Origin of the sequence: Pseudomonas sp. 11/12A (assembly GCF_000800055.1) — a bacterium.
In the GTDB taxonomy this organism is placed as follows: domain Bacteria; phylum Pseudomonadota; class Gammaproteobacteria; order Pseudomonadales; family Pseudomonadaceae; genus Aquipseudomonas; species Aquipseudomonas mohnii.
On record NZ_JUGV01000001.1, the window covers coordinates 5,781,758 to 5,808,600 of the forward strand.

The following is a 26,843-nucleotide window of genomic DNA, read 5'->3' on the forward strand; positions in this document are numbered from 1 at the left end:
ACAGACCTTCAACAAACCGATGCAGGCCAGTGGACATCATGGCGGGCTCAAGGCACTCTTGGGTACGCCATGGATTTCGGTAGCCAGACAATGTTTAAACGCCTTCTGCTTGTCCTCGCCAGCGCTTGCCTGTTGTTCCTCAGTGGAGTGCGGGCGGCAGACAATCCCGCCACCGACATAGTGTTGCTGACGGAAAACTTCCCTCCGTACAACATGGCGAAGAATGGCAAGAACTTTGCGCAGGACGAAAACATCAATGGCATCGCCACCGATATCGTCCGCGAAATTTTCAAGCGCGCCGAGATTACCTACAGCCTGACGCTACGTTTCCCATGGGAACGAATCTACAAACTCACCCTGGAAAAGCCCGGCTACGGGGTGTTCGTCATGGCGCGGCTGCCTGATCGCGAAAAGCTCTTCAAATGGGTTGGCCCCATCGGTCCGGACGACTGGATCATGTTGGCCAAAGCTGACAGCAAAATCACCCTCGAAACCCTGGATGACGCCCGTCAATACAAGATTGGCGCCTACAAAGGCGACGCGATCGCCGAGACACTGGCCAAGCAGGGGCTCAATCCCATCGTGGTGCTACGCGATCAGGATAACGCCAGCAAGCTGGTCGACGGCCAGATCGATCTGTGGGCGACGGGAGATCCGGCCGGGCGCTACCTGGCGCGTCAGGAAGGCGTGAACGGGCTCAAGACCGTATTGCGGTTCAACAGTGCCGAGTTGTACCTGGCGTTGAACAAGGATGTGCCGGACGAGATGGTGGCCAGGCTTCAGGCGGCGCTGGATCAACTGCGCAAGGAAGGCAAAGTGGAAGAGATCATGGCGCGGTATCTCTAAAGCCGCTCTGCGGAGTTTTTTGCATTCCCCTGTGGGGGTGCGTGCTGCCGCTAACTAGCGGTACACCCCGTCCTTTCCATGGGCAGCTGTCGCCCGATTGCTGCGTACACTGATCATCTGCTTGATATCGATCCAGTTGATGCCCTGAGCCTTGAGCTTGGGCAGCTCGCGCTCCAGGACCGCCAGCGTCTGCGGATACGGATGCCCGATCATCACCGCCGAACCCTGTTTTTGCGCCAGGCTGATCGCCGTCTGGAGCTGCGTGAGGATCGCCGCCTCGGTGCGCTCGTCGTCCAGGAACACATCCCGAGAAACACTCGCCAGGCCGATCTTCTGCGCTTCGGCAGCCGCCACGGTTTGCGCGCTGGTGCGGCTATCGACGAAGAATTTGTGTCTCCCCTGCAAGTTCGCCATCAACCACGCCATCGCTGGTTGCTGAGCGGTCATGCGACTGCCCATGTGGTTGTTGATTCCGGCGGTGAAGGGCACTGCTTTGAACGCGGCGTCGAGTCGTTTCTCAAGTTCTTCGATGGGCAGGTCAGGGTGCCAGGCGAACGGACCGGTGGCCGGGTCCATGGGCATGTGCAGGATGACGATTTTGCCGGCGCGATGGGCCTCGCGAGCGAATTCGCCGGCGTGGGGCGTGTCGGGCATGATCGCTGTGGTCACCGGGCCGGGCAGCGCCAGCACACGACGATCCCGGGGCAAATTTTGCCCCAGGTCATCGATGATCAGGCTCAGATAGGCTTTGTGAGGCTTCTGCCTGGCGGGCTCCGCGTGAGCAGTACCCGCCAGACAGCACAACAGCACGAGGATGAAGCGCAGCGTCATCCTCAACGGCCGGACGTAATGCTCAGCCCTTTGAGCAGGCTCAGGGCCTGGGCCAGTTGGTAATCATCGTCCTGCGGCATTGGCTTGGCCTTGCCGCTGGAGCCGGTTGGTTTGTCGGCGCCGCCGTTGCCATTGCCCAGGTGCCCTTGCAGATCGGCTTCCTTGAAGTACTCGCCGTCCTGCTCGTTGGTGATCTTGGCCTTGCGCACCTCGATGTCCGGCACGATGCCCTGCGCCTGGATCGAGCGGCCGTTCGGCGTGTAGTACAGCGCCGTGGTGATCTTCAGCGCGCGGTCGTTGTTCAGCGGCAACACGGTTTGGACCGAGCCTTTGCCGAAACTGGTGGTGCCCATCAGCACGGCGCGTTTCTGATCCTGCAGGGCACCGGCGACGATTTCCGAAGCCGAGGCGCTGCCGCCGTTGATCAGCACGACCATTGGCACGGCTTCGCTTTCGTCCTTGCCGGTGGCCGAGAAGCGCAGCTCGGAGTTGGCGATGCGGCCCTTGGTGTAGACGATCAGGCCTTTGGTGATGAAGTGGTCGACCACTTCCACCGCCGCTTGCAGCACCCCGCCAGGGTTGTTGCGCAGGTCAAGAATAATGCCGTTGAGCTTCTTGCCGTTTTCCTTGCGCAGCTTGGCCAGAGCCTTGGAGACTTCTTCGCCGGTCTTGACCTGGAATTGGGTAATGCGGATGTAGCCGTAGCCGGACTCCAGCAGCTGGCTCTTCACGCTCTTCACTTGGATGATGGCGCGGGCCAGGGTCACGTCGAACGGCGTACCGCCATCGCGCACCAGGGTCAGGGTGATTTTCTGGCCGATCTTGCCGCGCATCTTGTCCACGGCTTCGGTCATGCTCTGGCCGCGAGTCGGCTGGCCATTGATCTTGACGATGAAGTCGCCGGCCTGGATGCCAGCCTTGGAGGCCGGGGTGTCATCGATGGGCGATACCACCTTGATGAAGCCGTCTTCGGCGCCGACTTCGATGCCCAGGCCGCCGAATTCGCCGCTGGTGCTTTCCTGCAGTTCGGCGAAGTCTTCCGGGCCCAGATAGGCGGAGTGCGGATCAAGGTTGCTGAGCATGCCCTTGATGGCGTTTTCCAACAGGGTCTTGTCGTCTACCGGCTCGACATAAGCGGCTTTGATCCGATCCATGACCTCGGCAAAGGTGCGCAACTCTTCCAGGGGCAATGGCGCCTTGGTGGTCGCAGCAGTGCCAGCAGGCGCGACGGCCGGGGCCGGTTGAGCGGCAAACGCCAACGGCGCGCCGATCACCAGGGCGATCGTCAGGGCCAGCGAGGTAAGGCGGGACAAATGCAGCATGTCGAACGAACTCCTGAATTAGGCGGCACGCTTATCCTTGCGCGCGGCACCATTGCGCCGGATCACTCGGGTGACCCTGCTGACGAATAGCAAAATACAGCGCTGGTGTGTCCTGCCCGCCACTGTTACCGACAGTGGAGATGGACTCACCGGCTTTTACCACGTCACCCGCAGACTTGAGCAGCGTCTGGTTGTGACCGTAAAGACTCAAAAAACCGTTGCCGTGGTCGAGAATCACCAGCAACCCGGCACCGCGCAACCAGTCGGCGAACACGACGCGACCGCCGTGAACCGCATGCACCGCGCTGCCGGCGGAGGCGCCGATCATCACGCCGTCCCACTTGGTCCGGGCATCGTCGCCACGGCTTTCACCGAAGCGTGCCAACAGTCGACCGTCGACAGGCCATGGAAGTTTGCCTCGGGTTGACGCAAATGGACCGCCAAAGGTCTCGCCTGAGCTTGAAACCAGTGCGCCGGGTGTCGATTTAACGGGTTTTCGTGGGGCATCGTCGGTGGCTTCTGCCTGCGCCTGGGCCTCACGTAAACGCTTTTTTTCGGCTTCCTGCTGGGCTATCAGCGCTTTTTGCCGCGCTTCTTCAGCCTCACGAGCCTGGCGGGCCAGGGTTTCCTCGATGGTTTTAAGGACTTTAGACAGGTCTGCCTGATCCTGCTCGCGGGCGGCCAGTTTCTGGTCGCGCGCCTTGACGTCGTCATTGAGCTTGGCCAGGACTTGCTGGCGCTCCTGGCGAACTTTCTCGAGTTCGCCGCGCTGGGTTTCCAGGCTGCTTTGCTGCACGAGCAATTGCGCTTGCTGGGCGGCGATGTCTTTTTCGACATTAGCCAGCTGGCGCAGGGTTTCGTTGAAGTTCTTCAGCTGTTCCAGGCGGGCCTGGCTCAGGTAGTCGTAATAGGTGAGGGTGCGGGCGAATTTCTCGGGGTTCTGCTGATTGAGTAGCAGCTTGAGATACTCCTGACGGCCATTCTGGTAGGCCGCGCGGGCCTGGATGGCGATCAGTCGTTGCTGTTCAGTGCGTGCGCTCTGGAGTTTTTTTTTCTCTGCATCGAGCCGCTGCAGCTCGGATTCGCTCTTCTTCAGCTCTTTTTGCAGGGCTTCGACCTGCTTCTCGAGCTTGCCCATTTCGGTCTCGGTGCCTTTCAGATCCTTCTGGATACCGGATTTTTCTTCCTGCAATTTGCCCAGCAGTTTTTTCAGCTCGGCAATGTCCTGGCGCGTAGCGTCCAGCTGCTGTTGGGTTTGCGCGCGCTCGTCAGCAAAGGCCGGTTGGAGCAGGCAAGTCAGAGCGAGGGCTATCAGGACGCGAAGCATAGAGGCGGGCGACACCAGGGAAAGGGACGGCCTAGTATGCCCGCCCCACGCTGCAAAAAAAACGCCCAATTGGGGCTGTGTGATAACTGGAGGGGAATGCAGGGGGAATTAGGCTTCCAAACCGCCAAAAACCACTGTGGGAGCGGGCTTGCCCGCGATGGCGGCCTGACATTCAACATAGAAGTTGGCTGGCAGATTGCTATCGCTGGCAAGCCAGCTCCCACAGGGATTAACGGTGATTACACCAAAATGGAAGTCCCGGTCATTTCTGCCGGTTTTTCCAGGCCCAGCAGTTTCAGCATGGTCGGCGCCACATCCGCCAGCACGCCGCCTTCGCGAACCTTCAGGTCGCGCTTGCCAACATAAATGAACGGCACCGGCTCGGTGGTGTGCGCGGTGTGCGCTTGACCGGTGGATTCATCGGACATCTGCTCGACATTGCCGTGGTCGGCGGTGATCAGCGCTTCGCCACCGACTTTTTCCAGGGCTTCGACGATACGGCCGACGCACTGGTCCAGGCATTCAACGGCTTTTACCGCCGCGTCGAACACGCCACTGTGTCCAACCATGTCGCCGTTGGCGTAATTGACGACGATCACGTCATAACGCTGGTGTTCGATGGCATCGACGATGCGATCGGTCACTTCCGGCGCGCTCATCTCTGGCTGCAAGTCATAAGTGGCGACTTTCGGCGACGGAATCAGGATGCGCTCTTCGCCCGGGAACGGTTCTTCGCGACCACCGGAAAAGAAAAAGGTCACGTGGGCGTATTTCTCGGTTTCAGCGATGCGCAGCTGAGTCTTGCCGTTTTTCGCCAAGTAATCGCCCAGCACGTTTTCCAGGCTGCCGGCGGCGAAGGCGGCTGGCGCGGGAATGCTGGCGGCGTATTGGGTCAGCATCACGAAGCCGGCCAGTTTTGGCTGGCGCGCGCGTTCGAACTCCTTGAAGTCGTCTTCAACGAACACCCGGGTCAGCTCGCGGGCGCGGTCGGCGCGGAAGTTCATGAAGACAACGGCGTCGCCGTCCTCGACTTTCACCGGTTCACCGATGGAGGTGGCCTTGACGAACTCGTCGCTCTCGCCACGTTCATAGGCCGCTTGCAGGCCTTCCTGGGCGGTGGCGGCGTTGAATTCGCCCTGGCCGTCGACAATCAGGTTGTAGGCCTGGGCTACGCGGTCCCAGCGGTTGTCGCGGTCCATGGCGAAATAACGACCGATGAGGCTGGCGATGCGGCCCTTGCCCAGCGCCTGGAAAGCCGCGTCCAGCAGTTCGATCGACGATTGCGCGCTTTTCGGTGGGGTATCGCGGCCATCGAGGAAGGCGTGCAGGTAGATTTTTTCCGCGCCGCGCTTGGCGGCCAGTTCAGCCATGGCGACCAGGTGATCCTGGTGGCTGTGCACCCCGCCATCGGACAGCAGGCCCATGAAATGCACGGCTTTACCGGCGGCAACAGCTTTGTCCACGGCGGCGCAGATGGTCGGGTTCTCGAAGAACTCACCGTCGCGGATCGATTTGGTCACGCGAGTGAAGTCCTGGTACACCACGCGGCCGGCGCCGAGGTTCATGTGGCCAACTTCGGAGTTACCCATCTGGCCATCCGGCAGGCCGACGTCCATGCCGCTGCCCGAGATCAGGCCGTTTGGCGTGGTGGCCCACAAACGGTCGAGCACAGGCTTCTTGGCGGCATAGATGGCATTGCCTTCCTGGCTTTCACTGTGACCGAAGCCGTCGAGAATCATCAGGACCAAAGGTTTAGGCGTGGTAGTCATGGAATCCACTCGTGGCTGAGATAAAAAGGGGTGATGGAAAAGGGAGTGGCAGTTTAAAGCGAAGTTCCTGCGGCGTCACCGCCGGACGGGGTTTGGCCCACCTTGGTGGCTGTGTATACTGGCCGACATTTTAACGCCCTGGAACCTCCTTCGATGGTTGCTCACCTGATTGAATTTGCCACTAACCACTACATTCTCGTCGGTATCTTCGTCGTACTGCTGGCGTTGCTGATTGCCTACCAAATGCAGGGCGGCGGCCGTAGCCTGAGCACCGGCGAACTGACCGCACTGGTCAACAAGGACGCCGGGGTAGTGGTCGACATCCGTCCGAGCAAGGATTTCGCCGCTGGTCACATCGTGGGCGCGGTGAACATTCCCCAGGACAAACTGGCCGCCCGCATCGGCGAGCTGGAAAAACACAAGGCCAAGACCATCATTCTGGTCGATGCCCTGGGCCAGACCGCCGGCACGCACGCACGCGAGCTGATGAAATCCGGCTTCACCGCCGCCAAGTTGTCCGGTGGCGTTTCCAGCTGGAAAGCCGACAACCTGCCGCTGGTGAAGTGATATGAGCAACGTCGTCGTCTATTCCAGCGATTACTGCCCTTATTGCTCGCGAGCCAAATACCTGCTCGAGAACAAAGGCGTGGCCTTCGAAGAGATCAAGGTCGATGGCAAGCCGCAGGTGCGCGCCGCAATGGCTCAAAAAGCCGGACGTACGTCCGTGCCGCAGATCTGGATCGGCAGCACCCATGTTGGCGGTTGTGATGACTTGTTTGCCCTGGAGCGCGCCGGCAAGCTCGACGCGATGCTCAAGGCCTGACTGCTGTATTCAAAACAAGCAAACCTAAAAGACCCCTGGATCAAGAAGGATCTGCGATGACTGACCAACAGAACACTGCTGCGAACGAAGAAGAAACTGCACCGCAATTCTCCTTGCAGCGCATTTATGTCCGTGACCTGTCCTTCGAAGCCCCGAAAAGCCCGGCGATCTTCCGCCAGCAGTGGGAGCCGAGCGTCGGTCTGGACCTGAACACCCGTCAAAAGGCTCTGGAAAACGATTTCCATGAAGTCGTGCTGACCCTGTCGGTCACGGTGAAGAACGGTGACGAAGTGGCGTTCATCGCTGAAGTGCAACAGGCCGGGATCTTCCTGATCAAGAACCTGGATGACGCTTCGATGAGCCACACCCTCGGCGCGTTCTGCCCGAACATCCTGTTCCCGTACGCTCGCGAAACCCTGGACAGCCTGGTGACCCGTGGTTCGTTCCCGGCGCTGATGCTGGCTCCGGTTAACTTCGACGCGCTGTACGCGCAAGAGCTGCAACGCATGCAGGCGGCTGGCGAGACTCCAACCGTTCAATAAGCGGGTCCAAATGTGGGAGCGAGCTTGCTCGCGATGAGGTCATCAGCTTCAACATTGATGTTGACTGAAACACCGCCATCGCGAGCAAGTTCGCTCCCACATTTTTTTGCGGTGTTATTTGAAGCCGTTCTGCCGCCAAGCCTCGTACACGGCCACGGCTACGGTGTTGGACAGGTTCAGGCTGCGGCAGCCTTCGCGCATCGGCAGGCGCAGGCGTTGTTCGCCAGGCAGGGCGTCCAGCACATCGGCGGGCAGGCCACGGCTTTCGGGGCCGAACAGGAAGGCATCACCCTCGGCGAAGCTGGCGTCGTGGAATGGCCGCGAACCCTTGGTGGTGAAGGCGAACACTCGCGGATGGCCGAGGCTTTCCAGGCAGCTCGCGAGGTCTGCGTGGCGTTGCAGGGTGGCATACTCGTGATAGTCGAGGCCGGCCCGGCGCAGTCGCTTGTCGTCCATCTCGAAGCCCAGCGGTTCGATCAAATGCAGGTGGCAGCCGCTGTTGGCGCACAGCCTGATAACGTTGCCGGTATTCGGCGGAATTTCCGGTTGGAAGAGGATGACGTGAAACATGCACGGCTCCGAAGGTAAAGATGAGCGGCATTCTACGCCGCAACCCGACTCTCGTTCGAAACTATTCCCGCGCGTGATGGGTTCGCTGGCGATTGTCGGGGTGATGGTCGGGATGATGATCGGACGCCTGACCACGCCCGACCCCAGCGAACTGCAGCAGGTCGAAGTGATGGATAACGGGCTGGTGGTCTGGTTCAACAATGAACCCAAGGTCCATGGCGAGATTGTCGATGGCAGTGTCGCGTTGTTGTTCGAAGCCGAAGGCAAGGTGCAAAAGGGTCAGCTCAAGCTCAACGGCAAGGACGTCAACTGGCGAACGCGTTTGAGTGATGGGGGGTTGTTGCTGACGCTGGTGGCGGCCCGGCCCCTGCAGGGCGACTGGACCGGAAGCGAGGTCGATAACCGCTGGCGGCTGGAGATCCATCTCCGAGAGCAATAAAAGAGGGAATCCCCGGCCTGCCTGTACCAAGGTTCCCAAAACGGGAGGGTTCACGCATTGCATCGTGAACCCGGTGTAAAGGGGGAATCCCCGGCCTGCCTGTACCAAGGTTCCCAAAACGGGAGGGTTCGCGCATTGCATCGTGAACCCGGTGTAAAGGGGGAATCCCCGGCCTGCCTGTACCAAGGTTCCCAAAACGGGAGGGTTCGCGCATTGCATCGTGAACCCGGTGTAAAGAGGGAATCCCCGGCCTGCCTGTACCAAGGACCCCAAAAACGGCGGCTCGTCGCTAGTGCGGTGTGAGCCCGGTGTAAAGAGGGGAATCCCCGGCCTGCCTGTACCAAGGTCCCCGAAACTGGGTAGTGAACTGAATCACTGAATGGACTATTGCAGGGGGCGTGCCAGGTTTTAACAATATGAAACAGATATCCGCCGGATAACGCTGAAAGCCCCGTATTTCGGGGCTTTCGTGTTTTTTCAATTGGGGTTCGATTGCGAATTCAGGCGAGATGTCGGATCAGAAGTAGTGCCCGATTGCAGGTCACGGTGCGTTGCGGCGGTGCACAGGGTGCTAAATGTTGGCCGGCAGCAATGATGTTGAATGTGCTGGCCCCATCGCGAGCAGGCTCGCTCCTACAGGGGAGTGGTGTTCACGCGATTGCGAAAACACTCAGGACCCACGGTGGGAGCAAGCCTGCTCGCGATTGGATGCTGTGGTGAGTGAAGAACTGAAGGTTGCTTAACCTTCATCCCCCTCATCGTCATCCCCGCCATCGACCTTCATCCCCAGCTCCTTGATCTTGCGAGTCAGGGTGTTGCGACCCCAGCCCAGCAACACGGCGGCATCGCGACGACGGCCTGCGGTGTGCTTGAGGGCGGTTTCGATCATGATCCGTTCGAACGCCGGCACCGCGCTGTCGAGCAGACTCGACTGGCCACGCGCCAGCGCCTGATCAGCCCATTGGCGCAGCGCCTGCTCCCAATTGGTCACCGGTGCCGAATCCTGAGGCAGGCTCAGCAGCTCCGGCGGCAAGTCACCGATGTGCACTTCACGGCCTGACGCCATGACGGTGATCCAGCGGCAAGTGTTCTCCAGCTGACGCACGTTGCCCGGCCATGGCAGGTTTTTCAGGTATTCCTCGGTTTCGTTTTTCAGCAGCTTCGGCTCGACGGCCAGCTCCTGCGCGGCACGGCTGAGGAAGTGCTTGGCCAGGGTCGGGATGTCTTCGCGACGATCCGACAGGCGCGGAATGTGGATGCGGATCACGTTGAGGCGGTGGAACAAGTCCTCACGGAATTTCCCGGCGTGCACCAGGGTTTCCAGATTCTGGTGCGTCGCGGCGATGATTCGCACATCGACCTTCACTGGCACGTGACCACCGACGCGATAGAACTCGCCATCGGCCAAGACCCGCAGCAGCCGAGTCTGGGTGTCGGCCGGCATATCGCCGATTTCATCGAGGAACAGCGTGCCGCCGTCCGCCTGCTCGAAACGCCCGCGCCGCAGGTTGGCCGCGCCGGTGAAGGCGCCTTTCTCGTGGCCGAACAGCTCGGATTCCATCAGGTCTTTGGGGATCGCCGCCATGTTCAGCGCAATGAACGGCGACGCCGCGCGCGGACTGTGACGGTGCAGGGCGTGGGCCACCAGTTCTTTACCGGTACCCGATTCGCCATTGATCAGCACGGTGATGTTGGAGTGGCTCAAGCGCCCGATGGCGCGAAACACTTCCTGCATCGCCGGCGCTTCGCCGATGATTTCGGGGGTGCGGGTCAGGGTCGGGGCGACTTCGAGTCCTTGCTGTTCCTGGGCGTGCTGGTTGGCGCGCTTGACCAGGGACACCGCCTCGTCGACATCGAACGGCTTGGGCAGGTATTCGAACGCACCGCCCTGGTAGGACGCGACAGCGCTGTCCAGATCGGAGTGCGCGGTCATGATGATCACCGGCAGCCGTGGGTGTTGTTCGCGAATCCGTGCCAGAAGGTCCAGGCCGCTGGCGCCTGGCATGCGGATGTCGGAGATGATCACGTCCGGCTGCTGGCGAGCCAGGCGGCTCATCACGCCATCGGCGCTGTCGAAGCTTTGCGTGGTCATGCCTTCTTGTTGCAAGGCTTTTTCCAGGACCCAACGGATAGAACGGTCGTCATCGACGATCCACACGGTTTCACTACGGCTCATGTCGATGTGGCTCCTTGTTCCAGTGGCAGAAAGATCGAGAAAGTGGTGTGGCCCGGGTGGCTGTCACACTCGATCAGGCCCTGGTGCTGGCTGATGATGTTCTGGGTAATGGACAGGCCCAGCCCGGTACCGTCCGGACGGCCGCTGACCATGGGAAAGAAAATGGTTTCCTGTAGTTCCGCAGGAATGCCCGGGCCGTTGTCGATGATTTCGATCTTGGTCACCAGGCGATGGCGTACGTGGCCGATGGTGAATTGGCGCATGGCACGGGTGCGCAGCGTGATGCGGCCCAGGCGCAGCTCGTTCTGGCTGCTGATCGCTTGCATTGCGTTACGCACGATGTTCAGCACGGCCTGAATCATTTGTTCGCGGTCGATCAGGACGTCCGGAATGCTTGGGTCGTAATCGCGCACCAATGTGATGCAGCCCTGACTTTCGGCCTCGACCAAGTGACAGACGCGCTCCAGCACTTCATGGATGTTGCACATGGCCAGCGACGGCAGTTTGTTGGAGCCGAGCATGCGATCCACCAGATTACGCAGGCGATCGGCTTCTTCAATGATCACGTTGGTGTAGTCGCGCAGGCTTTCTTCCGGCAGTTCGCGGGCCAGCAATTGTGCCGCGCCACGAATCCCGCCCAGCGGGTTCTTGATTTCGTGCGCCAGGCCACGCACCAGCATCTTGCTGGTTTCCTGTTTCGACAGCTGCGCTTCTTCCTTGGTGATCCGCAACAAACGGTCACGGGGATGGACCTCGAGCAATAGCAGGGTGTCGCCATTGCTCAGGATCGGCGTGACCGCGTAATCGACCGTCAGGGTCTGGCCGGTGAGGGCGGTGAGCATCGCTTCGCGCTTGGTGAACGGATGCGCCTGCTGCACCGCCTGGCGCAAGGAATTCAGCGCCTCGGTGGACTCGGTGAACAGCTCGCTGATGAACTGCCCGTGGCTGCGCTGGCCGCTGATGGCCAGGAGCATTTCCGCGGCCGGGTTCATGTACTCAAGGCGCAATTCGGCATCGAGCAGGATGGTCGCCGTGGTCAGGTTGTCGAGTAGCAAGCGGTGTAGTGCGTCACTGATGGTCATTCAGGACCTCTTTTGGCGCATGAATAAAGAGCTGATGCGAGGAAACTGCAAAAACCAAACCAAGGCTCCGAAAAGAAGCGTCGTCCCCCTGAAACAGGCGTTTGACGCTCGATTGCGTGGCGCTCTGCCAGCTTTTGCGGGTACTTTCGAACCAAAATGGGTTGGATTTCGACGTGAGTGCAACCAATCGCACCAATATAGTGCGCAAACCTGAACGAGATGGGGAGAAGCGCAGGCGTAGATTTTTTGTGGCGGGTCGGCCGCTGAAGACCCGATTCCAGCAGCGTGTACCGGCAAGCGATCAGCGCCAGGCGTTCAACGCTTATGCATCCGTTGAAGGGTAAAAGTCACGGTTGGGCTTTGCTGTATGACCGTATCGCCATCGATCACTTGCACGGCGAGACGATGCTGGCCGCGATCGATATTCACCAGTTGCAGGCTCGGTACGTTGCCGGGTTGGCCATACGGTTGATCGTCCAGCCATAGTCTGAGCAGATGCGTTCCTTGCAGGCGGGGCTTGATGAGTACGTTGACGGTGAAGGTGCCGTCGTTGGCGCGCAGGGCTTCGGTGACGGGCAGGCCAGTGAGTTCCAGTACCTCATACGTGACGTGAGGTTGTTCGCGGTTGCCGGCTTTGGCTGGCGGTTCCGGTTTTCTCGGCGGCTGACTTTCGACACTGTTGAGTGGTGGCAACTCGACCGGTTGGGCTTTAACGCCATCTGGCGGTTGATTGCTGTATCCGGTGTTGCCATCGGCGTCGGTGTATTTGTAAATCTGCGCCATCACGGGAAAAGCCAAAGACAGCAGCAAAAGCATTGATAACAGCCGCATTCAGACTCCAGGTGGGCCGCGAGGATTACTCCGACAATGGAATACCTTGGCTGCCAGCATAGAACACAATAAGTTCTACCGGCTTGTTACCGGTCTTTCCACGATGCGTGATATTGACCATTTCAGCCAGCGCGTCGCCCTGTTTGAAGTGCTGGATCTTGCCGTTGTCCCTGCTCTCCACCGTCAATTCGCCCGCAAGAATGTATGCCGCGTTGGGGATCGGGTGGGTATGCCAGTCGAGTTCGGTGTTGGCAGGTATCTTGAGTTTGAGCATTGACAGTTCGGGTGCGGAGTCGGGGTAGCGAATGTAAGGCGTGCTGTCCCAGGATGTGCTGGTTTGCAGCAGGATTTTGCGTTCGATACCCGCCGGAGGTGAGGCGGGGCTGCAGCCCAGCAACGCAGTGGTCAAAGTGGCGATCAGGGGTGTGAGCAGGCAGGTCTTCATTCTTCCGTCCATTGAATTCAAGCAAGTCGATATAGGCTACGAGCTACTCGAATGGATTGATGCCGGACGATGCTGTGAATGTCCGAGGAGAATGAGCAAGCAGTTGTCGGAAACTGCCCACAAAAAAGGCCTTCCGAAGAAGGCCTCTTTTTTGTCACGCCGCTTGCGCAGGCGCTACCGGATTAGCAGCTGTAGTACAGCTCGTATTCCAGTGGGTGTACGAAGGTACGAACCTTGATTTCTTCTTCGCTTTTCAGGGCGATGTAAGCGTCGATGAAGTCGTCGCTGAAAACGCCGCCTTTGGTCAGGAACGCACGACCTTTGTCCAGCTCTTCCAGGGCTTCTTTCAGGCTGCCGCAAACTTGTGGGATCTCTTTCGCCTCTTCAGGCGGCAGGTCGTACAGGTTTTTGTCAGCTGCATCGCCAGGGTGGATCTTGTTCTGGATGCCGTCCAGGCCAGCCATCAGCAGTGCGGCGAACGCCAGGTACGGGTTGGCAGCCGGGTCCGGGAAGCGCGCTTCGATACGGCGGGCTTTCGGGCTCGACACGTAAGGAATACGGATCGAAGCGGAACGGTTGCGAGCCGAGTAGGCCAGCATTACTGGAGCTTCGAAACCTGGAACCAGACGCTTGTAGGAGTTGGTGGCCGGGTTGGTGAAGCCGTTCAGGGCCTTACCGTGCTTGATGATGCCGCCGATGAAGTACAGGGCGGTATCGGACAGGCCGGCATAGCCTTCGCCTGCGAAGGTGTTCTTGCCATCTTTCCAGATGGACATGTGTACGTGCATGCCCGAACCGTTGTCGCCGTACAGAGGCTTAGGCATGAAGGTAGCGGTACGGCCGTAGGCATCGGCAACGTTGTGCACGACGTACTTCAGGGTTTGGGTTTCGTCGGCTTTCTTCACCAGGGTGTTGAACTTGACGCCGATTTCGTTCTGGCCGGCAGTTGCCACTTCGTGGTGGTGAACTTCGACGGTCAGGCCCATTTCTTCCAGTGCGTTGCACATGGAGGTACGGATTTCGTGGTCGTGGTCGAACGGTGGAACCGGGAAGTAGCCGCCTTTGACGCCTGGACGGTGGCCCTTGTTGCCGCCTTCGATGTCCTGGTCGGACATCCAGGAACCTTGTTCGGAGTAGATCTTGAACATGGAACCGGAAATGTCGGACTTGAACTTGACCTGGTCGAAGATGAAGAACTCTGGCTCTGGACCGGCGAACACGGTGTCACCGATACCGGTGGCTTTCAGGTGCTCTTCGGCGCGCTTGGCGATCGCACGTGGGTCGCGATCGTAGCCTTGCATGCTCGAAGGTTCGATGATGTCGCAGACCAGGATCAGGGTCGGCTCTTCGGTGAATGGGTCGAGAACGGCGGTGGAATCGTCCGGCATCAGGATCATGTCGGAGGCTTCGATGCCTTTCCAGCCAGCGATGGAAGAACCGTCGAACATCTTGCCGACTTCGAAGAAGTCTTCATCCAGCGCGTCGCGAGCCGGCATGGTCACGTGGTGCTGAGTGCCTTTGGTGTCCGTGAACCGCAGATCAATCCACTTGACGTCATGATCTTTGATGAGTTGAACCGACTTCGACATAGTGTCCTCCGGGTGGCTTAGGGCTGGTAGTGGATGCCCTTAAATGTTTGTGATGCCGGCGCGAATACTCTGCCAAGGCAACCTGCCTCACAAGGGAGCAAATTGCATGCCAGTGCCCCAGCATGGGTTTTTTGCCCCAATTTCACGCTTATAGAGGTGCGAGGCCTATAAATGCTTGAATTAGCGCCCCTTAATGTGGCGCTCAGACCTCAAAGTGACCTGTTTTGGTGCGCGCAAAACCTTCTGCACATTAACTGGTTAAACCTTGAGCAATTTCCGCTATAATCCGCGCCCCCCTTTTTCGGCTGGCCCAGCGCGCGCTGTTTTCATGAAACTAATCGTAAAAGTCTTTCCCGAGATCACCATCAAGAGCCGCCCGGTACGGATGCGTTTCATCCGTCAATTGGCCAAGAACATCCGTGCCGTGCTCCGCGATCTGGACCCGGCTGTGGTGGTGAACGGTGTGTGGGACAACCTCGAGCTGGAAACCCGTGTCAGCGACCCCAAGGCCCTGAAAGAGATGGGCGAGCGCCTGAGCTGCATGCCGGGCATCGCGCACTTTCTGCAGATCGACGAATACCCGCTGGGCGATTTCGACGACATCGTCGAAAAGTGCAAGCAGCACTACGGTGATGCACTGGCCGGGAAGATTTTTTCGGTGCGCTGCAAGCGCGCCGGCAAGCACCCATTCAGCTCGATCGACATCGAGAAATATGTCGGCAGCCAGTTGCGCCGTCAGTGCGGTGCCGCCGGGATCGACCTGAAAAAGCCGGAAGTCGAAGTCCGCATCGAAGTTCGCGACCAACGGTTGTTCGTGATCCACAGCCAGCACAACGGCATCGGCGGTTATCCGCTGGGTGCGCTGGAGCAGACGCTGGTCTTGATGTCCGGCGGTTTCGACTCGACCGTCGCCGCCTACCAGATCATGCGCCGTGGCCTGATGGCCCATTTCTGCTTCTTCAACCTGGGCGGCAGGGCCCATGAATTGGGCGTTATGGAAGTCGCGCATTTCATCTGGAAGAAGTACGGCAGCTCCCAACGCGTGTTATTTGTCAGTGTGCCGTTCGAGGAAGTGCTGGGAGAAATTCTCGGTAAAGTCGATAACAGTCATATGGGCGTAGTATTGAAGCGTATGATGTTGCGCGCTGCGTCCCAAATCGCCGATCGCCTGCACATTGATGCATTGGTTACCGGTGAAGCGATTTCCCAGGTTTCGAGCCAGACACTGCCGAACCTGTCCGTGATCGACTGTGTGACCGACAAGCTGGTGCTGCGCCCACTGATCGCCAGCCACAAGCAGGACATCATCGACCTGGCCAACGAAATCGGCACCGCCGACTTCGCCCGGCACATGCCGGAGTACTGCGGGGTCATTTCGGTGAACCCCAAGACGGCGGCCAAGCGCCATCGGGTGGAGCACGAAGAGAAAGAATTCGACATGGCGGTGCTTGAGCGTGCGCTCGAGAACGCCAAACTGGTGCCGATCGATCGCGTAATCGATGAATTGGGCCAGGACGTTCAGATTGAAGAAGTCAGCGAAGCGCTGGCCGGTCAGATCGTGATCGACATCCGCCACCCGGATGCCGCCGAGGATGACCCGCTGGAACTCGCTGGTATCGAGGTACAAACGATGCCGTTTTATGCTCTGAACGCTCGTTTCAAGGAACTGGACCCTACTCGCCAGTACCTGTTGTATTGCGACAAAGGCGTGATGAGTCGCCTGCATGCCCACCATTTGCTCAGTGAGGGGCATGCCAATGTGCGCGTTTATCGACCGAGCTAAGTGCCCGGGGCTGTTTGCCTGTGGCTTGCGTCACCGGCCCCCCGACGCCGCCGTCAAGCTGTAACGGCTTTCACGGACGCTACTGTTAATCGCTGCCACGACCTGTCAGCACACCGAATCCTCTGATCGAGATACACAAGTGATCGAAAATCTACGCAACATCGCCATCATTGCCCACGTTGACCATGGTAAAACCACCCTGGTAGACAAACTCCTGCGTCAATCCGGCACCCTGGAGCGCAACGAGCTCAACGACGAGCGCGTGATGGACTCCAACGACCAGGAAAAAGAGCGCGGTATTACCATTCTGGCGAAAAACACCGCCATCAACTGGAACGGCTACCACATCAACATCGTGGACACCCCGGGCCACGCCGACTTCGGCGGTGAAGTTGAACGCGTAATGTCGATGGTCGACTCCGTTCTGCTGCTGGTTGACGCTCAAGACGGCCCTATGCCGCAAACCCGTTTCGTGACCAAGAAGGCTTTCGAAGCCGGCCTGCGTCCAATCGTGTGCATCAACAAGGTTGACCGTCCAGGCGCGCGTCCGGACTGGGTTCTGGACCAGATCTTCGACCTGTTCGACAACCTGGGTGCCACCGAAGAACAGCTGGACTTCAAAGTCGTCTACGCCTCGGCCCTGAACGGTATTGCCGGTCTGGACCACAACGAAATGGCTGAAGACATGACCCCGCTGTACCAGTCGATCGTCGACAACGTACCTGCGCCGGCTGTTGACCGTGACGGTCCGTTCCAGATGCAAATCTCCGCACTGGACTACAACAGCTTCCTGGGTGTTATCGGTGTTGGCCGTATCGCTCGTGGTCGCGTCAAGCCGAACACTCCGGTTGTGGCGATCAGCGCCGACGGCAAAAAGCGTAACGGTCGTATCCTGAAGCTGATGGGTCACCACGGTTTGCACCGTATCGACGTTGAAGAAGCAGCTGCCGGCGACATCGTGTGCATCAGCGGTATGGACGAGTTGTTCATCTCCGACACCCTGTGCCAGCTCGACACCCCGGAAGCGATGAAGCCTCTGACCGTTGACGAGCCAACCGTTTCCATGACCTTCCAGGTAAACGACTCGCCTTTCTGCGGTAAAGAAGGCAAGTTCGTGACTTCCCGTAACATCAAGGAACGTCTGGACAAAGAGCTGCTGTACAACGTTGCACTGCGCGTTGAAGAAGGCGACTCGGCTGACAAGTTCAAGGTTTCCGGCCGTGGTGAGCTGCACCTCTCGGTACTGATCGAAACCATGCGTCGCGAAGGCTTCGAAATGGCTGTAGGCCGTCCGGAAGTGATCATCCGTCTGGTTGATGGCGTGAAGCACGAACCGTACGAAAACGTGACCATCGACCTGCCGGAAGAATCCCAAGGCAAGGTAATGGAAGAGATGGGCCTGCGTAAGGGCGACCTGACCAACATGGTGCCGGATGGCAAGGGCCGTGTACGTCTGGAATACAACATCCCTGCTCGTGGTCTGATCGGTTTCCGTAACCAGTTCCTGACCCTGACCAACGGTGCTGGCATCCTGACCTCGATCTTCGACCGTTACGACGTGATGAAGTCCGGCGACATGTCCGGCCGTCAGAACGGCGTTCTGGTTTCGGTTGAAACCGGCAAGGCGCTGACCTACTCCCTGGAAACCCTGCAGGCGCGTGGCAAGCTGTTCGTTGAACACGGTCAGGAAATCTACAACGGTCAGATCGTTGGTCTGAACAGCCGTGACAACGACCTGGGCGTTAACCCTACCAAGGGCAAGAAGCTCGACAACATGCGTGCTTCGGGTAAAGACGAAACCATCGCCCTGGTTCCACCTGTTCGCTTCACCCTGGAACAGGCTCTGGAATTCATCCAGGACGACGAGCTGTGTGAAGTCACTCCTAAGTCCATCCGTCTTCGCAAGAAGATCCTGGACGAAAGCGAGCGTACCCGCGCTGCCAAGAAAGCCAAGGCGTAACCTTTAGCCTGGCTCAACGAAAACGCCCCCGGTCGAAAGGCCGGGGGCGTTTTTGTTTGTCTGGGATTTGTCTGGAGTTGGTGCGGTGTCGGTGCTGCCCTTTTCGCTGGTAAGCCAGCTCCCACAGGGTTTTGAGTCGTACATGAAATTTTTGTACGACAACAATCATTGTGGGAGCTGGCTTGCCAGCGAAGGCGGCCGATCAGCCACCGCCAATGTCAGGCGGAATCAGAACCGCTCGATATGCCGCGAATTTTTCTCGCGCTCCACTTCTTTGGGCTTGTACGCGCAATACCCCGGCCGCGGGCCGATTTTCGGGTGGTTTCGGCAGGTGTCCGGGCGCTTTTCATAAATAGTGCACAGACGGCTCTTACGATCCAGGTACAGGCAATCGTTGTTGCTCATGCGCTGAAGGGTGAAGATCTCGGACTTCTGGTTGTAGCGCTCGACGATCCCTTCCTTCTGCAGGCGCTTGGCGATGTTCTTCGGCGGGTCGCCGCGCTCGAACTCGTCGACGATACCGATACGGATCAGATCCTTGATCTTGACCTCGACAGGCAGCGTGCAGCAGCTGGATATGCAGGAGCCGCACATCGGAGCAGAGTACTTGGCCCAGGTATCGAGTCGGTCGATCTCCGCGGCGGCGATCAGGTTCGGCTTCATCATCGGTTGTTACCAGCATGCATCAGGGCGCGCGATCATACCGGGACTGGTGGATTTTTGAACAACCTTTCGCCAGATTTTTTGCGTTGGGTGGCCGATTGGCCATAAATTCGGCACGGCCCCTGCATTGATTCCAGTACACGACAATGTATTAACGATCTAAGTCGCACTAACAGGAAAAACTGCCGAACCAGAGCCTCTACCGCCTGTCAGACCGTCTAGGCTCAGACAACTCAAAGCTCGCTCGAGGTCTTATCGATGACTCAAGAACCACTTGTTCGCGAAGCAGAGGTGGCCGCATTCCGCGACGCCGTCTTGACCAAGCTCACCTACGCGGTGGGCAAAGACCCGGATCACGCCTTCGACCATGACTGGTTCGAAGCCATTGCGCTGGCGGCGCGTGATCACATGGTCGAGCACTGGATGGACCATACGCGCCAGATCTACCGCAAAGGTCAGAAGCGCGTTTACTACCTGTCCCTGGAATTCCTCATCGGCCGCTTGCTCTACGACAGCCTGAGCAACCTCGGTTTGCTGGACGTGGCGCGTGAAGCGCTGACCGAGCTGGGCGTCGACCTTGAACGCATTCGCTTGCTGGAGCCCGACGCGGCGCTCGGCAATGGCGGCCTCGGTCGTCTGGCGGCGTGCTTCATGGAAAGCATGTCGACCCTGGGCATCGCCGGTCATGGCTATGGCATTCGGTACGAGCATGGCTTGTTCCGTCAGGCCATTGTCGACGGCTGGCAACAGGAGCAGACCGAACACTGGCTGGATTTCGGCAACCCCTGGGAGTTCGAGCGGCCGGAAGTGGTTTATCCGATTGGTTTCGGCGGCAGCGTCGAGACCGTGACCGATGAAGGCGGCAAGTCCAGGCAAGTCTGGCACCCGGCGGAAACCGTGCGGGCCATTGCCTACGACACGCCGGTGGTCGGCTGGCGCGGGGCGAGCGTGAACACGCTGAGACTGTGGCGTGCGCGGGCCATGGAAGATCTGCACCTGGAACGTTTCAACGCCGGTGACCACCTGGGAGCGGTCGCCGAAGTGGCCCGGGCCGAAAGTATCTCCCGCGTGCTCTACCCGGCCGACAGCACTGAAGCCGGCCAGGAACTGCGCTTGCGCCAGGAATACTTCTTCGTCGCCGCGTCCCTGCAGGATTTGCTGCGCCGCCATCGCAACATGCACACCTCGGTACTGACGCTGGGCGATCACGCGGCGATCCAGCTCAATGACACCCACCCGTCGATTGCCGTGGCCGAGCTGATGCGTCAATTGGTCGACGTCTACGATGTGGCGTGGGACGCCGCCTGGCAGGTTACGGTCGACACGTTGTCCTACACCAACCACACGCTGCTGCCTGAAGCGCTGGAAACCTGGCCGGTCGGCTTGATGGAGCGCATGCTGCCGCGGCACATGCAGATCATTTACCTGATCAACGCCCAGCACATCGACTCGTTGCGGGCCAAAGGCATTCACGACTTCGACGTGTTGCGCGCGGTATCACTGATCGAAGAAGACAACGGCCGCCGCGTGCGCATGGGCAACCTGGCATTCCTCGGCTCCCACAGCGTCAACGGCGTGTCCGGGCTGCACACGCAGTTGATGCGCAAAACCGTGTTCTCCGAACTGCACAAGCTCTATCCGGACCGGATCAATAACAAAACCAACGGTATCACCTTCCGCCGTTGGCTCTATCAGGCCAACTCCGAACTGACTTCGATGCTGGTCGATGCCCTTGGCCCGCAGCTGCTGGACAACCCTGAAGATCGCTTGCTCGGTCTGGAACCGTTCGCCGACAAGAGCGCATTCCGCAAGGCGTTTGCCGAGCAACGGCTGCACAGCAAAAGAGCCCTGGCCTACATCATTCACGAACGGCTGGGGGTGGCGGTCAACCCGGCGGCCATGTTCGACGTGCAGGTCAAGCGCATCCACGAATACAAACGGCAACTGCTCAACCTGATGCACACCGTCGCGCTCTATCAGGCAATTCGTGCCGAGCCGGAGGTCGATTGGGTGCCGCGGGTGAAAATCTTTGCCGGCAAGGCGGCGGCGAGTTATCACCAGGCCAAGCTGATCATCAAACTGACCAACGACATCGCCCGGGTGGTGAACAACGACCCGACCGTGCGTGGGTTGCTGAAAGTGGTGTTCCTGCCCAACTACAACGTCAGCCTGGCGGAAAGCATCATTCCGGCGGCGGACTTGTCCGAGCAGATCTCTACCGCCGGCTACGAAGCCTCGGGCACCAGTAACATGAAATTCGGCCTGAACGGCGCGTTGACCATTGGCACACTGGACGGCGCGAACGTGGAAATGTGCGAACGCATCGGCGCCGAACACATGTTCATCTTCGGTCTCAGCGCCCAGCAAGTCGAAGCGCGCAAGCAGAACCAGGAGTTCAGCGCAGTGCCGGACATCGCCGCATCCCATCGGCTCAGCGACGTGTTGCAAGCCATTCGTAGCGGGGTGTTCTCGCCGGATGATCCGTCCCGTTACACCGGACTGATCGATTCACTGGTGGATTACGACCGCTTCCTGGTCTGCGCCGATTTCGACTCCTACTGGAATGCGCAAATGCGCGTCGAAGCCCATTGGCATGACTCGAACGAATGGTGGCGCTCTGCGGTGCTGAACACGGCGCGGATGGGCTGGTTTTCGTCCGACCGGACCATTCGTGAGTACGCGACCGATATCTGGAAGGCACTGGAGTAACTATTCGCCCGGCCCGATATACTGGCGCCCGGGAAAAGATCGCAGCCTTCGGTGGTGCCTACAGGTGAACATATCGTCCTGTAGGCGCTGCCGAAGGCTGCGATCTTTTGGGGCTGGCCAGGCTAGTCTTTCAGGGATTGTGCTCAAGGATATCGACCATGCAATGGATGTTCATGCTGATTGGCCTGGTGCTGGGCTGGATACTCGATGAGTCGTTCAGCGATGCGCTGCTCGGCGCGTTACTCGGGTTGGGCATCGGCCAGGCCATTCGCATCGCTCGATTGGGTTCCCAGGCCAACGAGCAGCGTCGCTTGCTGGAGCAGGCGCAGGTCGCGCTGCATGCGGTCGAGCAACGGCTCGCGGTGCTGGAAGTCACCGGCGTTGCAGCGTCTGAAACCCGCGAACCGGTCATGGGTGCAACCGTTCCCGTCCCGGACCTCGTTGTCGCGCAAGCCCCGGCCGAAACCCCGGAATTGATTTGGGAGCTGCCGCCCGAACTCGAACCCGTCGCTGCTGCGGCCACCGAAGCCATTCGTCCGTCACCGGTCGATGCCTGGAAACCGGAGCCGGTTGCCCGCGAGGCACAATCCCCTGCCATTCCTCGCGGCCCCAATTTCGTCGAGCGCGCGATCAGCGGTGCCCGTGCGTGGCTGTTCGGCGGCAACACCGTGCTGCGGGTCGGCGTCGTGTTGTTATTCCTCGGTCTGGCCTTCCTGCTGCGTTACGCCACTGAAGGCATGGTGGTGCCGATCGAGTTGCGTTACGCCGCAGTCGCGGCGGTGGCACTCGGTCTGCTTGGGCTGGGTTGGTGGCTGCGAACACGCAACAACCATTACGCGTTAATGCTGCAAGGCACCGGTATCGCGGTGTTGTACTTGACGGTGTTTGCGGCGATGCGTCTGCACCCGTTGCTCGATCCCTCGGCGGCGCTGGGGTTGCTGGTGGCGGTGACGGTGTTTTCAGCGATTCTGGCCATTACCCAGGATGCCTTGGGGCTGGCCGCTGCCGCCGCACTGGGTGGGTTCGCCGCGCCGATCCTGACCTCTACCGGTGCCGGCAATCACGTCGCTTTGTTCAGTTACTTCGCGCTACTCAATGCCGGCATCCTCGCCATCGCGTGGTTCAAGGCCTGGCGCCTGCTGAACCTGATCGGCTTTGTCGGCACTTTCGGTATCGGCTTCGCCTGGGGGCTGCGTTCCTATACGCCAGAGTTGCTGTGGAGCACCCAGCCGTTTCTGATTCTGTTCTTCCTGATGTACCTGGCCATCGGCCTGTTGTTTGCCCGACGAAAGCTTCTGGAGATGAGCGACGCGCCGGAGGATGACAGCCGTGAAGCGCTGCTGCACTGGTCGGCGCGCAAAGGCGATTACGTCGATGGCACGATGCTGTTCGGCCCGCCATTGGTGGGTTTCGGATTGCAGTTCGCCCTGGTGCAGCACCTGGAGTTCGCCGCTGCGTTCAGTGCCTTGGCATTGGGCATGATCTACATGGGGCTGGCGCGGGCATTGATGGGGGGCCGGGCGCTGCTGCTGGCGGAAACCTGCCTGGCGCTGGGCGTGATCTTCGCCAGTCTGGCGATTCCACTGGGGCTCGATGCGCGGTGGACATCCGCGGCATGGGCGGTGGAGGGGGCGGGTATTTTCTGGCTTGGCTTGCGTCAGCAACGACCGTTGGCCCGCGCGTTTGCGTTGTTCCTGCAATTGGGGGCGGCGCTGGCGTTTCTGAGCGAGTTGCGCGGCGGCGAGAGCAGCTTGCTGGACGGCGCGCCGCTGGGGGCATTGATGCTCGGCGCCGCGCTGCTGTTCAGTTTTTATCAACTACACAAAGCCTTGCCTGAACAGGTCTCGAATCGGGAACGACAGGGCCTGCCGGTGCTGGCTTGCCTCGGCCTGACGTTTCTCTATCTGCTGGCGCCGCTGTTCTTCTTCACCCATGGCACGGCGATCAGTTGGGCGCTGGCGGGGCTGGCGACCCTGTTCGTCGGCTTGCGCCTGCAATCGCGCACCTTCCTGTTCACTGCGTTTGCCGTGCAGTTGCTGGGCGGCGCGCTGTTCCTGTTGCGCCTGCAAGGCGCCGACGACGAGTCTGGCGCGGTGTTGAGCGCCGGTTGGAACGGATTGCTCAGTGCATCCTTGATCGGCCTGGCGTTGATCGTCGGCATGCTGTTGGCGGCGCGTGATGACAGGGTGCGCAGCGATGTGCGACTGCTGCGCGGATTGTCGGTGGTGTTATTGGCCGGTCTGATGCTGATCAACCTCGCGGTGTTGTTTGTCCTGCCATGGCAAACGGCGAGTGCGGTGTGGGCGGCCAGTGGTTTGTTGATCATCTGGCTGAGCCTGTACCTGAAGCAGCGGGTGAGTTTTGCCTTTGGCCTGGTGTTGCAGGTGATTGGCGGCGCGGCCTTCCTGATGGCCGGGCCGGAGTTGCTCGGGCCGTTGGCCAGTGAAGGTTTGCGCCCCTTGGCCCATGGCGGTTTCTGGACGCCGCTGGTCTTGGGGTTGGCTGCACTGGTCGGGGCCTGGCGTTTGCAGCTCGGCAACCATGACACGGCGTTCGCTGTGCTGAACTTGCAGCGTTTGTCCGATGTGTTGCTGGTGTGGGGCGCGGGCTGGTGGGCGCTGGCGTGGATCAGTGAAGTACTGCGCTTTGCCCCGCTGAATCTGCAAGCGACTTTGCTGCTCGCCGTTGCCGCGCTAAGCGTTGCGCTATGGGGGTGGCTGACGCTGCGCCTGAAATGGCCGTCGCTGGGTTTACTCTGCACGTTGCTGATTCCGGCGGCTGGCCTGGTGTTGCTCGGCGCCTGGCATGGGCGTTATCACCCGGCGGCCAATGTCGGATGGCTGGCGTGGGTGGGCGTGTTTGTCGTGCACTTCATCGCGTTGCGACGTTTGGCTCCGATGCTGCCGGGGCGGGCGCTGAGTGCCGCCCACGTGCTCGGCTGCTGGCTGTTGATCGGTGTGCTGGCCCTGGAACTGCGTTATGGCCTGCTGCTGTTGTCCGAGCAGTACAACGCTTGGCGCTGGTTGGGTTGGGCGATCCTGCCGAGCCTGTATCTGGTGCTGATGGCCGCTGCGCGTGCATGGCCTTGGCCGGTTTCGGCTTATCCCCGCGAGTACCGCGTGTATGCCGCCGCGCCGTTGGCCTTGCTGATGCTGGGCTGGTTCTGGCTGGCCAATATCGTCAGTGACGGCACCGCCGAACCGCTGCCGTACGTGCCGTTGATCAACCCGCTCGAATTGGGTTTGTTGTTTGCGCTGTCCGGTGTCTACGCCTGGTCCCGCAGCGCGGTGACACAACGGGTTATCGGCAGCGCTTACGCCGCTTGCGCCACGCAACTGATCGCCGGTGTCTCGTTGTTCGCGTTCTTCACTGCGCTGGTGATGCGTGCCGCGCACCATTGGGGCGGTGTAGCGTTCGAGCTGGATGCGTTGCTCGAATCCATGTTGGTGCAGGCCGGCCTGTCGATCGTCTGGACCTTGATGGCCCTGGGGCTGATGATTGGTGGCCATTTGCGCCACCGTCGCGAAGTCTGGTTGATCGGTGCGGCGCTGATCGGCGTGGTGGTGGCCAAGCTGTTCTTTGTTGAGTTGAGTAACCGCGGCGGTCTGGCGCGGATCGTTTCGTTTATCGGCGTTGGTGTATTGCTGCTGGTGGTGGGCTATTTCGCCCCGTTGCCGCCCAAGCGCGCCGAGCCTGTGCCGGAAGCTGAAAAACCGGCCCCGGAATCCGAAGGAGTGTCGTCTTGAGTCATAAGCTGAACCTGGGCTGGTTGGGCGCAGTTGCAATGGGAATGGCCATGGCCGCTGTTGCCCAGGACAAACCGGCGGACTTCGCCACGCAGGTGCCGTTGTCCGTCAGTGGCGAAGGCCCTTGGTATCGCCTCGATCTGCCCATGGTCGTGCAACTGAATGCACGGCAGACCGACCTGAGCGATGTACGTGTGTTCGACGCGGCGGGTGATGCACAGGCCTACGCCCTGGCCCGGGAAACCGCGCAAACCGCTGACAACCGCAGGCTGACCGACGTGAAATGGTTCCCGCTGTACAACTCGATGGACGCCACCGAACACGCGCCAAGCGTGCGGGTGCAATCGAGCGCCAATGGCACCCTGGTCGAGGTGCAGCCCTCCAGTCAGCTGGAGGCCGGCGAAGAAGCGTTGCGTGGCTGGTTGCTCGACGCCAGTGCCATCAAGGCGCCGTTGCAGCAGCTGATTCTCGACTGGACCAGTGAGCGCGATGGTTTTCAACGTTTCAGTATCGAGGCCAGCGACGATTTGCAGCATTGGCAGTCCTGGGGCGAAGGACAGGTGGCGCGGCTGACCTTTGCCGATGAGCGGGTCGAACAACACGAGGTCGGTCTGCCAGGACTGTCGGCGCGCTATCTGCGCTTGCTGTGGGACACCCCGTACTCGGCACCGACCCTCACGTCGGCGCAATTGGAAAGCGCCAGCTCCCGCCGCCTGCCGCTGCCGTTGGTCTGGTCGCCAGCGTTGGCCGGCAGCAGCGTGAAGGCCGGTGAATACACCTGGCAGTTGCCGATGGGGCTGAACGTCGAGCGGGTGCAGGTCGAGTTGAGCCAGCCCAACAGCCTGGCGCCAGTGACCTTGTACGGGCGTCGGGACAGCAGCCTGCCATGGCAACCGATGAGCAGCGCTTTGCTCTATCGCCTGACGCAGAACGGCCAGGATGTGGTGCAGAACGAGCTACAGCTGCCGGGGCAAACGGTCCAGCAGTTGAAACTGACCGTGGACGAGCGCGGCGGCGGTCTGGGTGCTCAGGCGCCGATGGTCAAGTACGCCGTGCGCGCCACGCAATTGGTGTTCCTGGCTCGCGGGCCGGGGCCTTATACCCTGGCGCTGGGAAGTTCCACGGTGAAGGCCGCTAACTTGCCGTTGTCGACGCTGATTCCGGATTACAGCGCTGCGAAACTGGCGACGCTGGGCAAGGCTTCGGTCGAGGGTGGGGTGGTGGTTACGCCGGTTGCTTCGCCGGTGCAGGCGTCCACAGGCACTGACTGGAAGAAATTCGGCCTGTGGGCCGTTTTGTTGCTGAGCGTGCTGTTCCTGGCGGCGATGGCGTTCAGTCTGCTGCGCAAACCGCCCGCCAAATCCTGAACTCGGGTGCTTCGCACCCCATC

Annotated in this window: 21 protein-coding genes; 10 read left to right on the forward strand and 11 right to left on the reverse strand. The window is 60.0% G+C overall.

What is annotated here, in order from left to right; translation table 11 throughout:
• Positions 1 to 90 precede the first annotated feature (90 nt).
• Entirely contained in the window at positions 91 to 846 is a 756-nt protein-coding gene (locus GQ39_RS26570) for a substrate-binding periplasmic protein (RefSeq protein WP_047536329.1), read from the forward strand.
• A 54-nt stretch (positions 847 to 900) separates the two neighbouring features.
• On the opposite strand, the gene GQ39_RS26575 is transcribed toward GQ39_RS26570, so the two are convergent.
• From GQ39_RS26575 to gpmI, 4 genes are all read right to left on the reverse strand, one after another.
• Positions 901 to 1,677 carry a divergent polysaccharide deacetylase family protein gene (locus GQ39_RS26575; RefSeq protein ID WP_047536331.1) on the reverse strand — a complete coding sequence of 259 codons (777 nt, stop codon included), beginning with the start codon at positions 1,675 to 1,677 and terminating at the stop codon, positions 901 to 903.
• A gap of 2 nt (positions 1,678 to 1,679) precedes the next feature.
• On the reverse strand, positions 1,680 to 2,999 hold the full coding sequence (locus GQ39_RS26580; protein ID WP_047536333.1) for a S41 family peptidase: 1,320 nt from the start codon (positions 2,997 to 2,999) through the stop codon (positions 1,680 to 1,682).
• Positions 3,000 to 3,030: 31 nt separating this feature from the next.
• Complete coding sequence (locus tag GQ39_RS26585; protein WP_047536335.1) at positions 3,031 to 4,326, reverse strand: murein hydrolase activator EnvC family protein; 1,296 nt, start codon at positions 4,324 to 4,326, stop codon at positions 3,031 to 3,033.
• A 239-nt stretch (positions 4,327 to 4,565) separates the two neighbouring features.
• Positions 4,566 to 6,095 carry a 2,3-bisphosphoglycerate-independent phosphoglycerate mutase gene (gene gpmI / locus GQ39_RS26590; RefSeq protein WP_047536337.1) on the reverse strand — a complete coding sequence of 510 codons (1,530 nt, stop codon included), beginning with the start codon at positions 6,093 to 6,095 and terminating at the stop codon, positions 4,566 to 4,568.
• A 153-nt stretch (positions 6,096 to 6,248) separates the two neighbouring features.
• On the opposite strand from gpmI, the gene GQ39_RS26595 reads away from it, so the two are divergent.
• Genes GQ39_RS26595 through secB form a run of 3 tightly spaced genes read left to right on the forward strand, consistent with a single transcriptional unit; the run spans position 6,249 to position 7,460 of the window.
• Complete coding sequence (locus GQ39_RS26595) at positions 6,249 to 6,662, forward strand: rhodanese-like domain-containing protein (protein ID WP_047536339.1); 414 nt, start codon at positions 6,249 to 6,251, stop codon at positions 6,660 to 6,662.
• 1 nt (position 6,663) lies between these two features.
• A complete protein-coding gene (gene grxC / locus GQ39_RS26600) occupies positions 6,664 to 6,918 on the forward strand; it encodes a glutaredoxin 3 (RefSeq protein WP_008149430.1) in 255 nt (84 codons plus the stop codon).
• Between the two features lie 56 nt (positions 6,919 to 6,974).
• On the forward strand, positions 6,975 to 7,460 hold the full coding sequence (gene secB, locus GQ39_RS26605; protein ID WP_047536344.1) for a protein-export chaperone SecB: 486 nt from the start codon (positions 6,975 to 6,977) through the stop codon (positions 7,458 to 7,460).
• Between the two features lie 114 nt (positions 7,461 to 7,574).
• Here the strand turns inward: secB and trmL are convergent, their stop codons facing one another.
• Positions 7,575 to 8,030 (reverse strand): tRNA (uridine(34)/cytosine(34)/5-carboxymethylaminomethyluridine(34)-2'-O)-methyltransferase TrmL, encoded by a 456-nt coding sequence (gene trmL, locus GQ39_RS26610; RefSeq protein ID WP_047536346.1) that lies wholly within the window; start codon positions 8,028 to 8,030, stop codon positions 7,575 to 7,577.
• Between trmL and GQ39_RS26615 the strand changes: the two genes are divergently transcribed.
• Positions 8,029 to 8,469, forward strand: coding sequence for a hypothetical protein (locus GQ39_RS26615; protein WP_047536348.1), 441 nt, complete (start codon positions 8,029 to 8,031; stop codon positions 8,467 to 8,469). The genes trmL and GQ39_RS26615 overlap by 2 nt on opposite strands.
• A 739-nt stretch (positions 8,470 to 9,208) precedes the next feature.
• On the opposite strand, the gene ntrC is transcribed toward GQ39_RS26615, so the two are convergent.
• The 5 genes from ntrC to glnA all read right to left on the reverse strand — a co-directional run bounded on the left by ntrC (position 9,209) and on the right by glnA (position 14,592).
• Entirely contained in the window at positions 9,209 to 10,645 is a 1,437-nt protein-coding gene (gene ntrC, locus GQ39_RS26620) for a nitrogen regulation protein NR(I) (RefSeq protein ID WP_047536349.1), read from the reverse strand.
• Positions 10,642 to 11,727, reverse strand: coding sequence for a nitrogen regulation protein NR(II) (gene glnL, locus GQ39_RS26625; RefSeq protein WP_047536351.1), 1,086 nt, complete (start codon positions 11,725 to 11,727; stop codon positions 10,642 to 10,644). The genes ntrC and glnL overlap by 4 nt, the downstream gene beginning before the upstream one ends.
• Before the next feature lie 315 nt (positions 11,728 to 12,042).
• On the reverse strand, positions 12,043 to 12,558 hold the full coding sequence (locus GQ39_RS26630; protein ID WP_047536352.1) for a DUF4124 domain-containing protein: 516 nt from the start codon (positions 12,556 to 12,558) through the stop codon (positions 12,043 to 12,045).
• A gap of 25 nt (positions 12,559 to 12,583) precedes the next feature.
• Positions 12,584 to 13,003 carry a cupin domain-containing protein gene (locus GQ39_RS26635; RefSeq protein WP_052193644.1) on the reverse strand — a complete coding sequence of 140 codons (420 nt, stop codon included), beginning with the start codon at positions 13,001 to 13,003 and terminating at the stop codon, positions 12,584 to 12,586.
• 182 nt (positions 13,004 to 13,185) lie between these two features.
• Positions 13,186 to 14,592: a type I glutamate--ammonia ligase gene (gene glnA / locus GQ39_RS26640; protein ID WP_047536354.1), complete on the reverse strand. Its 1,407-nt coding sequence runs from the start codon at positions 14,590 to 14,592 to the stop codon at positions 13,186 to 13,188.
• Between the two features lie 328 nt (positions 14,593 to 14,920).
• Between glnA and thiI the strand changes: the two genes are divergently transcribed.
• On the forward strand, positions 14,921 to 16,375 hold the full coding sequence (thiI, locus tag GQ39_RS26645) for a tRNA uracil 4-sulfurtransferase ThiI (RefSeq protein ID WP_047536356.1): 1,455 nt from the start codon (positions 14,921 to 14,923) through the stop codon (positions 16,373 to 16,375).
• A gap of 139 nt (positions 16,376 to 16,514) precedes the next feature.
• A complete protein-coding gene (gene typA, locus GQ39_RS26650; protein WP_047536358.1) occupies positions 16,515 to 18,335 on the forward strand; it encodes a translational GTPase TypA in 1,821 nt (606 codons plus the stop codon).
• A 228-nt stretch (positions 18,336 to 18,563) separates the two neighbouring features.
• On the opposite strand, the gene GQ39_RS26655 is transcribed toward typA, so the two are convergent.
• On the reverse strand, positions 18,564 to 19,001 hold the full coding sequence (locus tag GQ39_RS26655) for a YkgJ family cysteine cluster protein (protein WP_047536361.1): 438 nt from the start codon (positions 18,999 to 19,001) through the stop codon (positions 18,564 to 18,566).
• Between the two features lie 255 nt (positions 19,002 to 19,256).
• On the opposite strand from GQ39_RS26655, the gene GQ39_RS26660 reads away from it, so the two are divergent.
• From GQ39_RS26660 to GQ39_RS26670, 3 genes are all read left to right on the forward strand, one after another.
• Positions 19,257 to 21,707, forward strand: a complete 2,451-nt coding sequence (locus GQ39_RS26660) for a glycogen/starch/alpha-glucan phosphorylase (RefSeq protein WP_047536363.1) — start codon at positions 19,257 to 19,259, stop codon at positions 21,705 to 21,707.
• 158 nt (positions 21,708 to 21,865) lie between these two features.
• Positions 21,866 to 25,453, forward strand: coding sequence for a DUF2339 domain-containing protein (locus GQ39_RS26665; protein ID WP_047536365.1), 3,588 nt, complete (start codon positions 21,866 to 21,868; stop codon positions 25,451 to 25,453).
• Positions 25,450 to 26,820: a DUF3999 domain-containing protein gene (locus GQ39_RS26670; protein ID WP_047536366.1), complete on the forward strand. Its 1,371-nt coding sequence runs from the start codon at positions 25,450 to 25,452 to the stop codon at positions 26,818 to 26,820. Before GQ39_RS26665 ends, GQ39_RS26670 begins: the two co-directional genes overlap by 4 nt.
• Positions 26,821 to 26,843 lie beyond the last annotated feature (23 nt).

Excerpts from the sequence above, each read along its gene's own strand:
- GQ39_RS26655 (WP_047536361.1), bottom strand. The coding sequence starts at position 19,001 with ATGATGAAGCCGAACCTGATCGCCGCCGCGGAGATCGACCGACTCGAT.
- thiI (WP_047536356.1), top strand. The coding sequence starts at position 14,921 with ATGAAACTAATCGTAAAAGTCTTTCCCGAGATCACCATCAAGAGCCGC.
- glnA (WP_047536354.1), bottom strand. The coding sequence starts at position 14,592 with ATGTCGAAGTCGGTTCAACTCATCAAAGATCATGACGTCAAGTGGATT.
- grxC (WP_008149430.1), top strand. The coding sequence starts at position 6,664 with ATGAGCAACGTCGTCGTCTATTCCAGCGATTACTGCCCTTATTGCTCG.
- GQ39_RS26585 (WP_047536335.1), bottom strand. The coding sequence starts at position 4,326 with ATGCTTCGCGTCCTGATAGCCCTCGCTCTGACTTGCCTGCTCCAACCG.
- secB (WP_047536344.1), top strand. The coding sequence starts at position 6,975 with ATGACTGACCAACAGAACACTGCTGCGAACGAAGAAGAAACTGCACCG.
- GQ39_RS26665 (WP_047536365.1), top strand. The coding sequence starts at position 21,866 with ATGCAATGGATGTTCATGCTGATTGGCCTGGTGCTGGGCTGGATACTC.
- GQ39_RS26615 (WP_047536348.1), top strand. The coding sequence starts at position 8,029 with ATGCACGGCTCCGAAGGTAAAGATGAGCGGCATTCTACGCCGCAACCC.
- GQ39_RS26595 (WP_047536339.1), top strand. The coding sequence starts at position 6,249 with ATGGTTGCTCACCTGATTGAATTTGCCACTAACCACTACATTCTCGTC.
- GQ39_RS26580 (WP_047536333.1), bottom strand. The coding sequence starts at position 2,999 with ATGCTGCATTTGTCCCGCCTTACCTCGCTGGCCCTGACGATCGCCCTG.
- trmL (WP_047536346.1), bottom strand. The coding sequence starts at position 8,030 with ATGTTTCACGTCATCCTCTTCCAACCGGAAATTCCGCCGAATACCGGC.
- glnL (WP_047536351.1), bottom strand. The coding sequence starts at position 11,727 with ATGACCATCAGTGACGCACTACACCGCTTGCTACTCGACAACCTGACC.
- GQ39_RS26660 (WP_047536363.1), top strand. The coding sequence starts at position 19,257 with ATGACTCAAGAACCACTTGTTCGCGAAGCAGAGGTGGCCGCATTCCGC.
- gpmI (WP_047536337.1), bottom strand. The coding sequence starts at position 6,095 with ATGACTACCACGCCTAAACCTTTGGTCCTGATGATTCTCGACGGCTTC.
- GQ39_RS26630 (WP_047536352.1), bottom strand. The coding sequence starts at position 12,558 with ATGCGGCTGTTATCAATGCTTTTGCTGCTGTCTTTGGCTTTTCCCGTG.
- ntrC (WP_047536349.1), bottom strand. The coding sequence starts at position 10,645 with ATGAGCCGTAGTGAAACCGTGTGGATCGTCGATGACGACCGTTCTATC.
- GQ39_RS26635 (WP_052193644.1), bottom strand. The coding sequence starts at position 13,003 with ATGAAGACCTGCCTGCTCACACCCCTGATCGCCACTTTGACCACTGCG.
- GQ39_RS26575 (WP_047536331.1), bottom strand. The coding sequence starts at position 1,677 with ATGACGCTGCGCTTCATCCTCGTGCTGTTGTGCTGTCTGGCGGGTACT.
- GQ39_RS26570 (WP_047536329.1), top strand. The coding sequence starts at position 91 with ATGTTTAAACGCCTTCTGCTTGTCCTCGCCAGCGCTTGCCTGTTGTTC.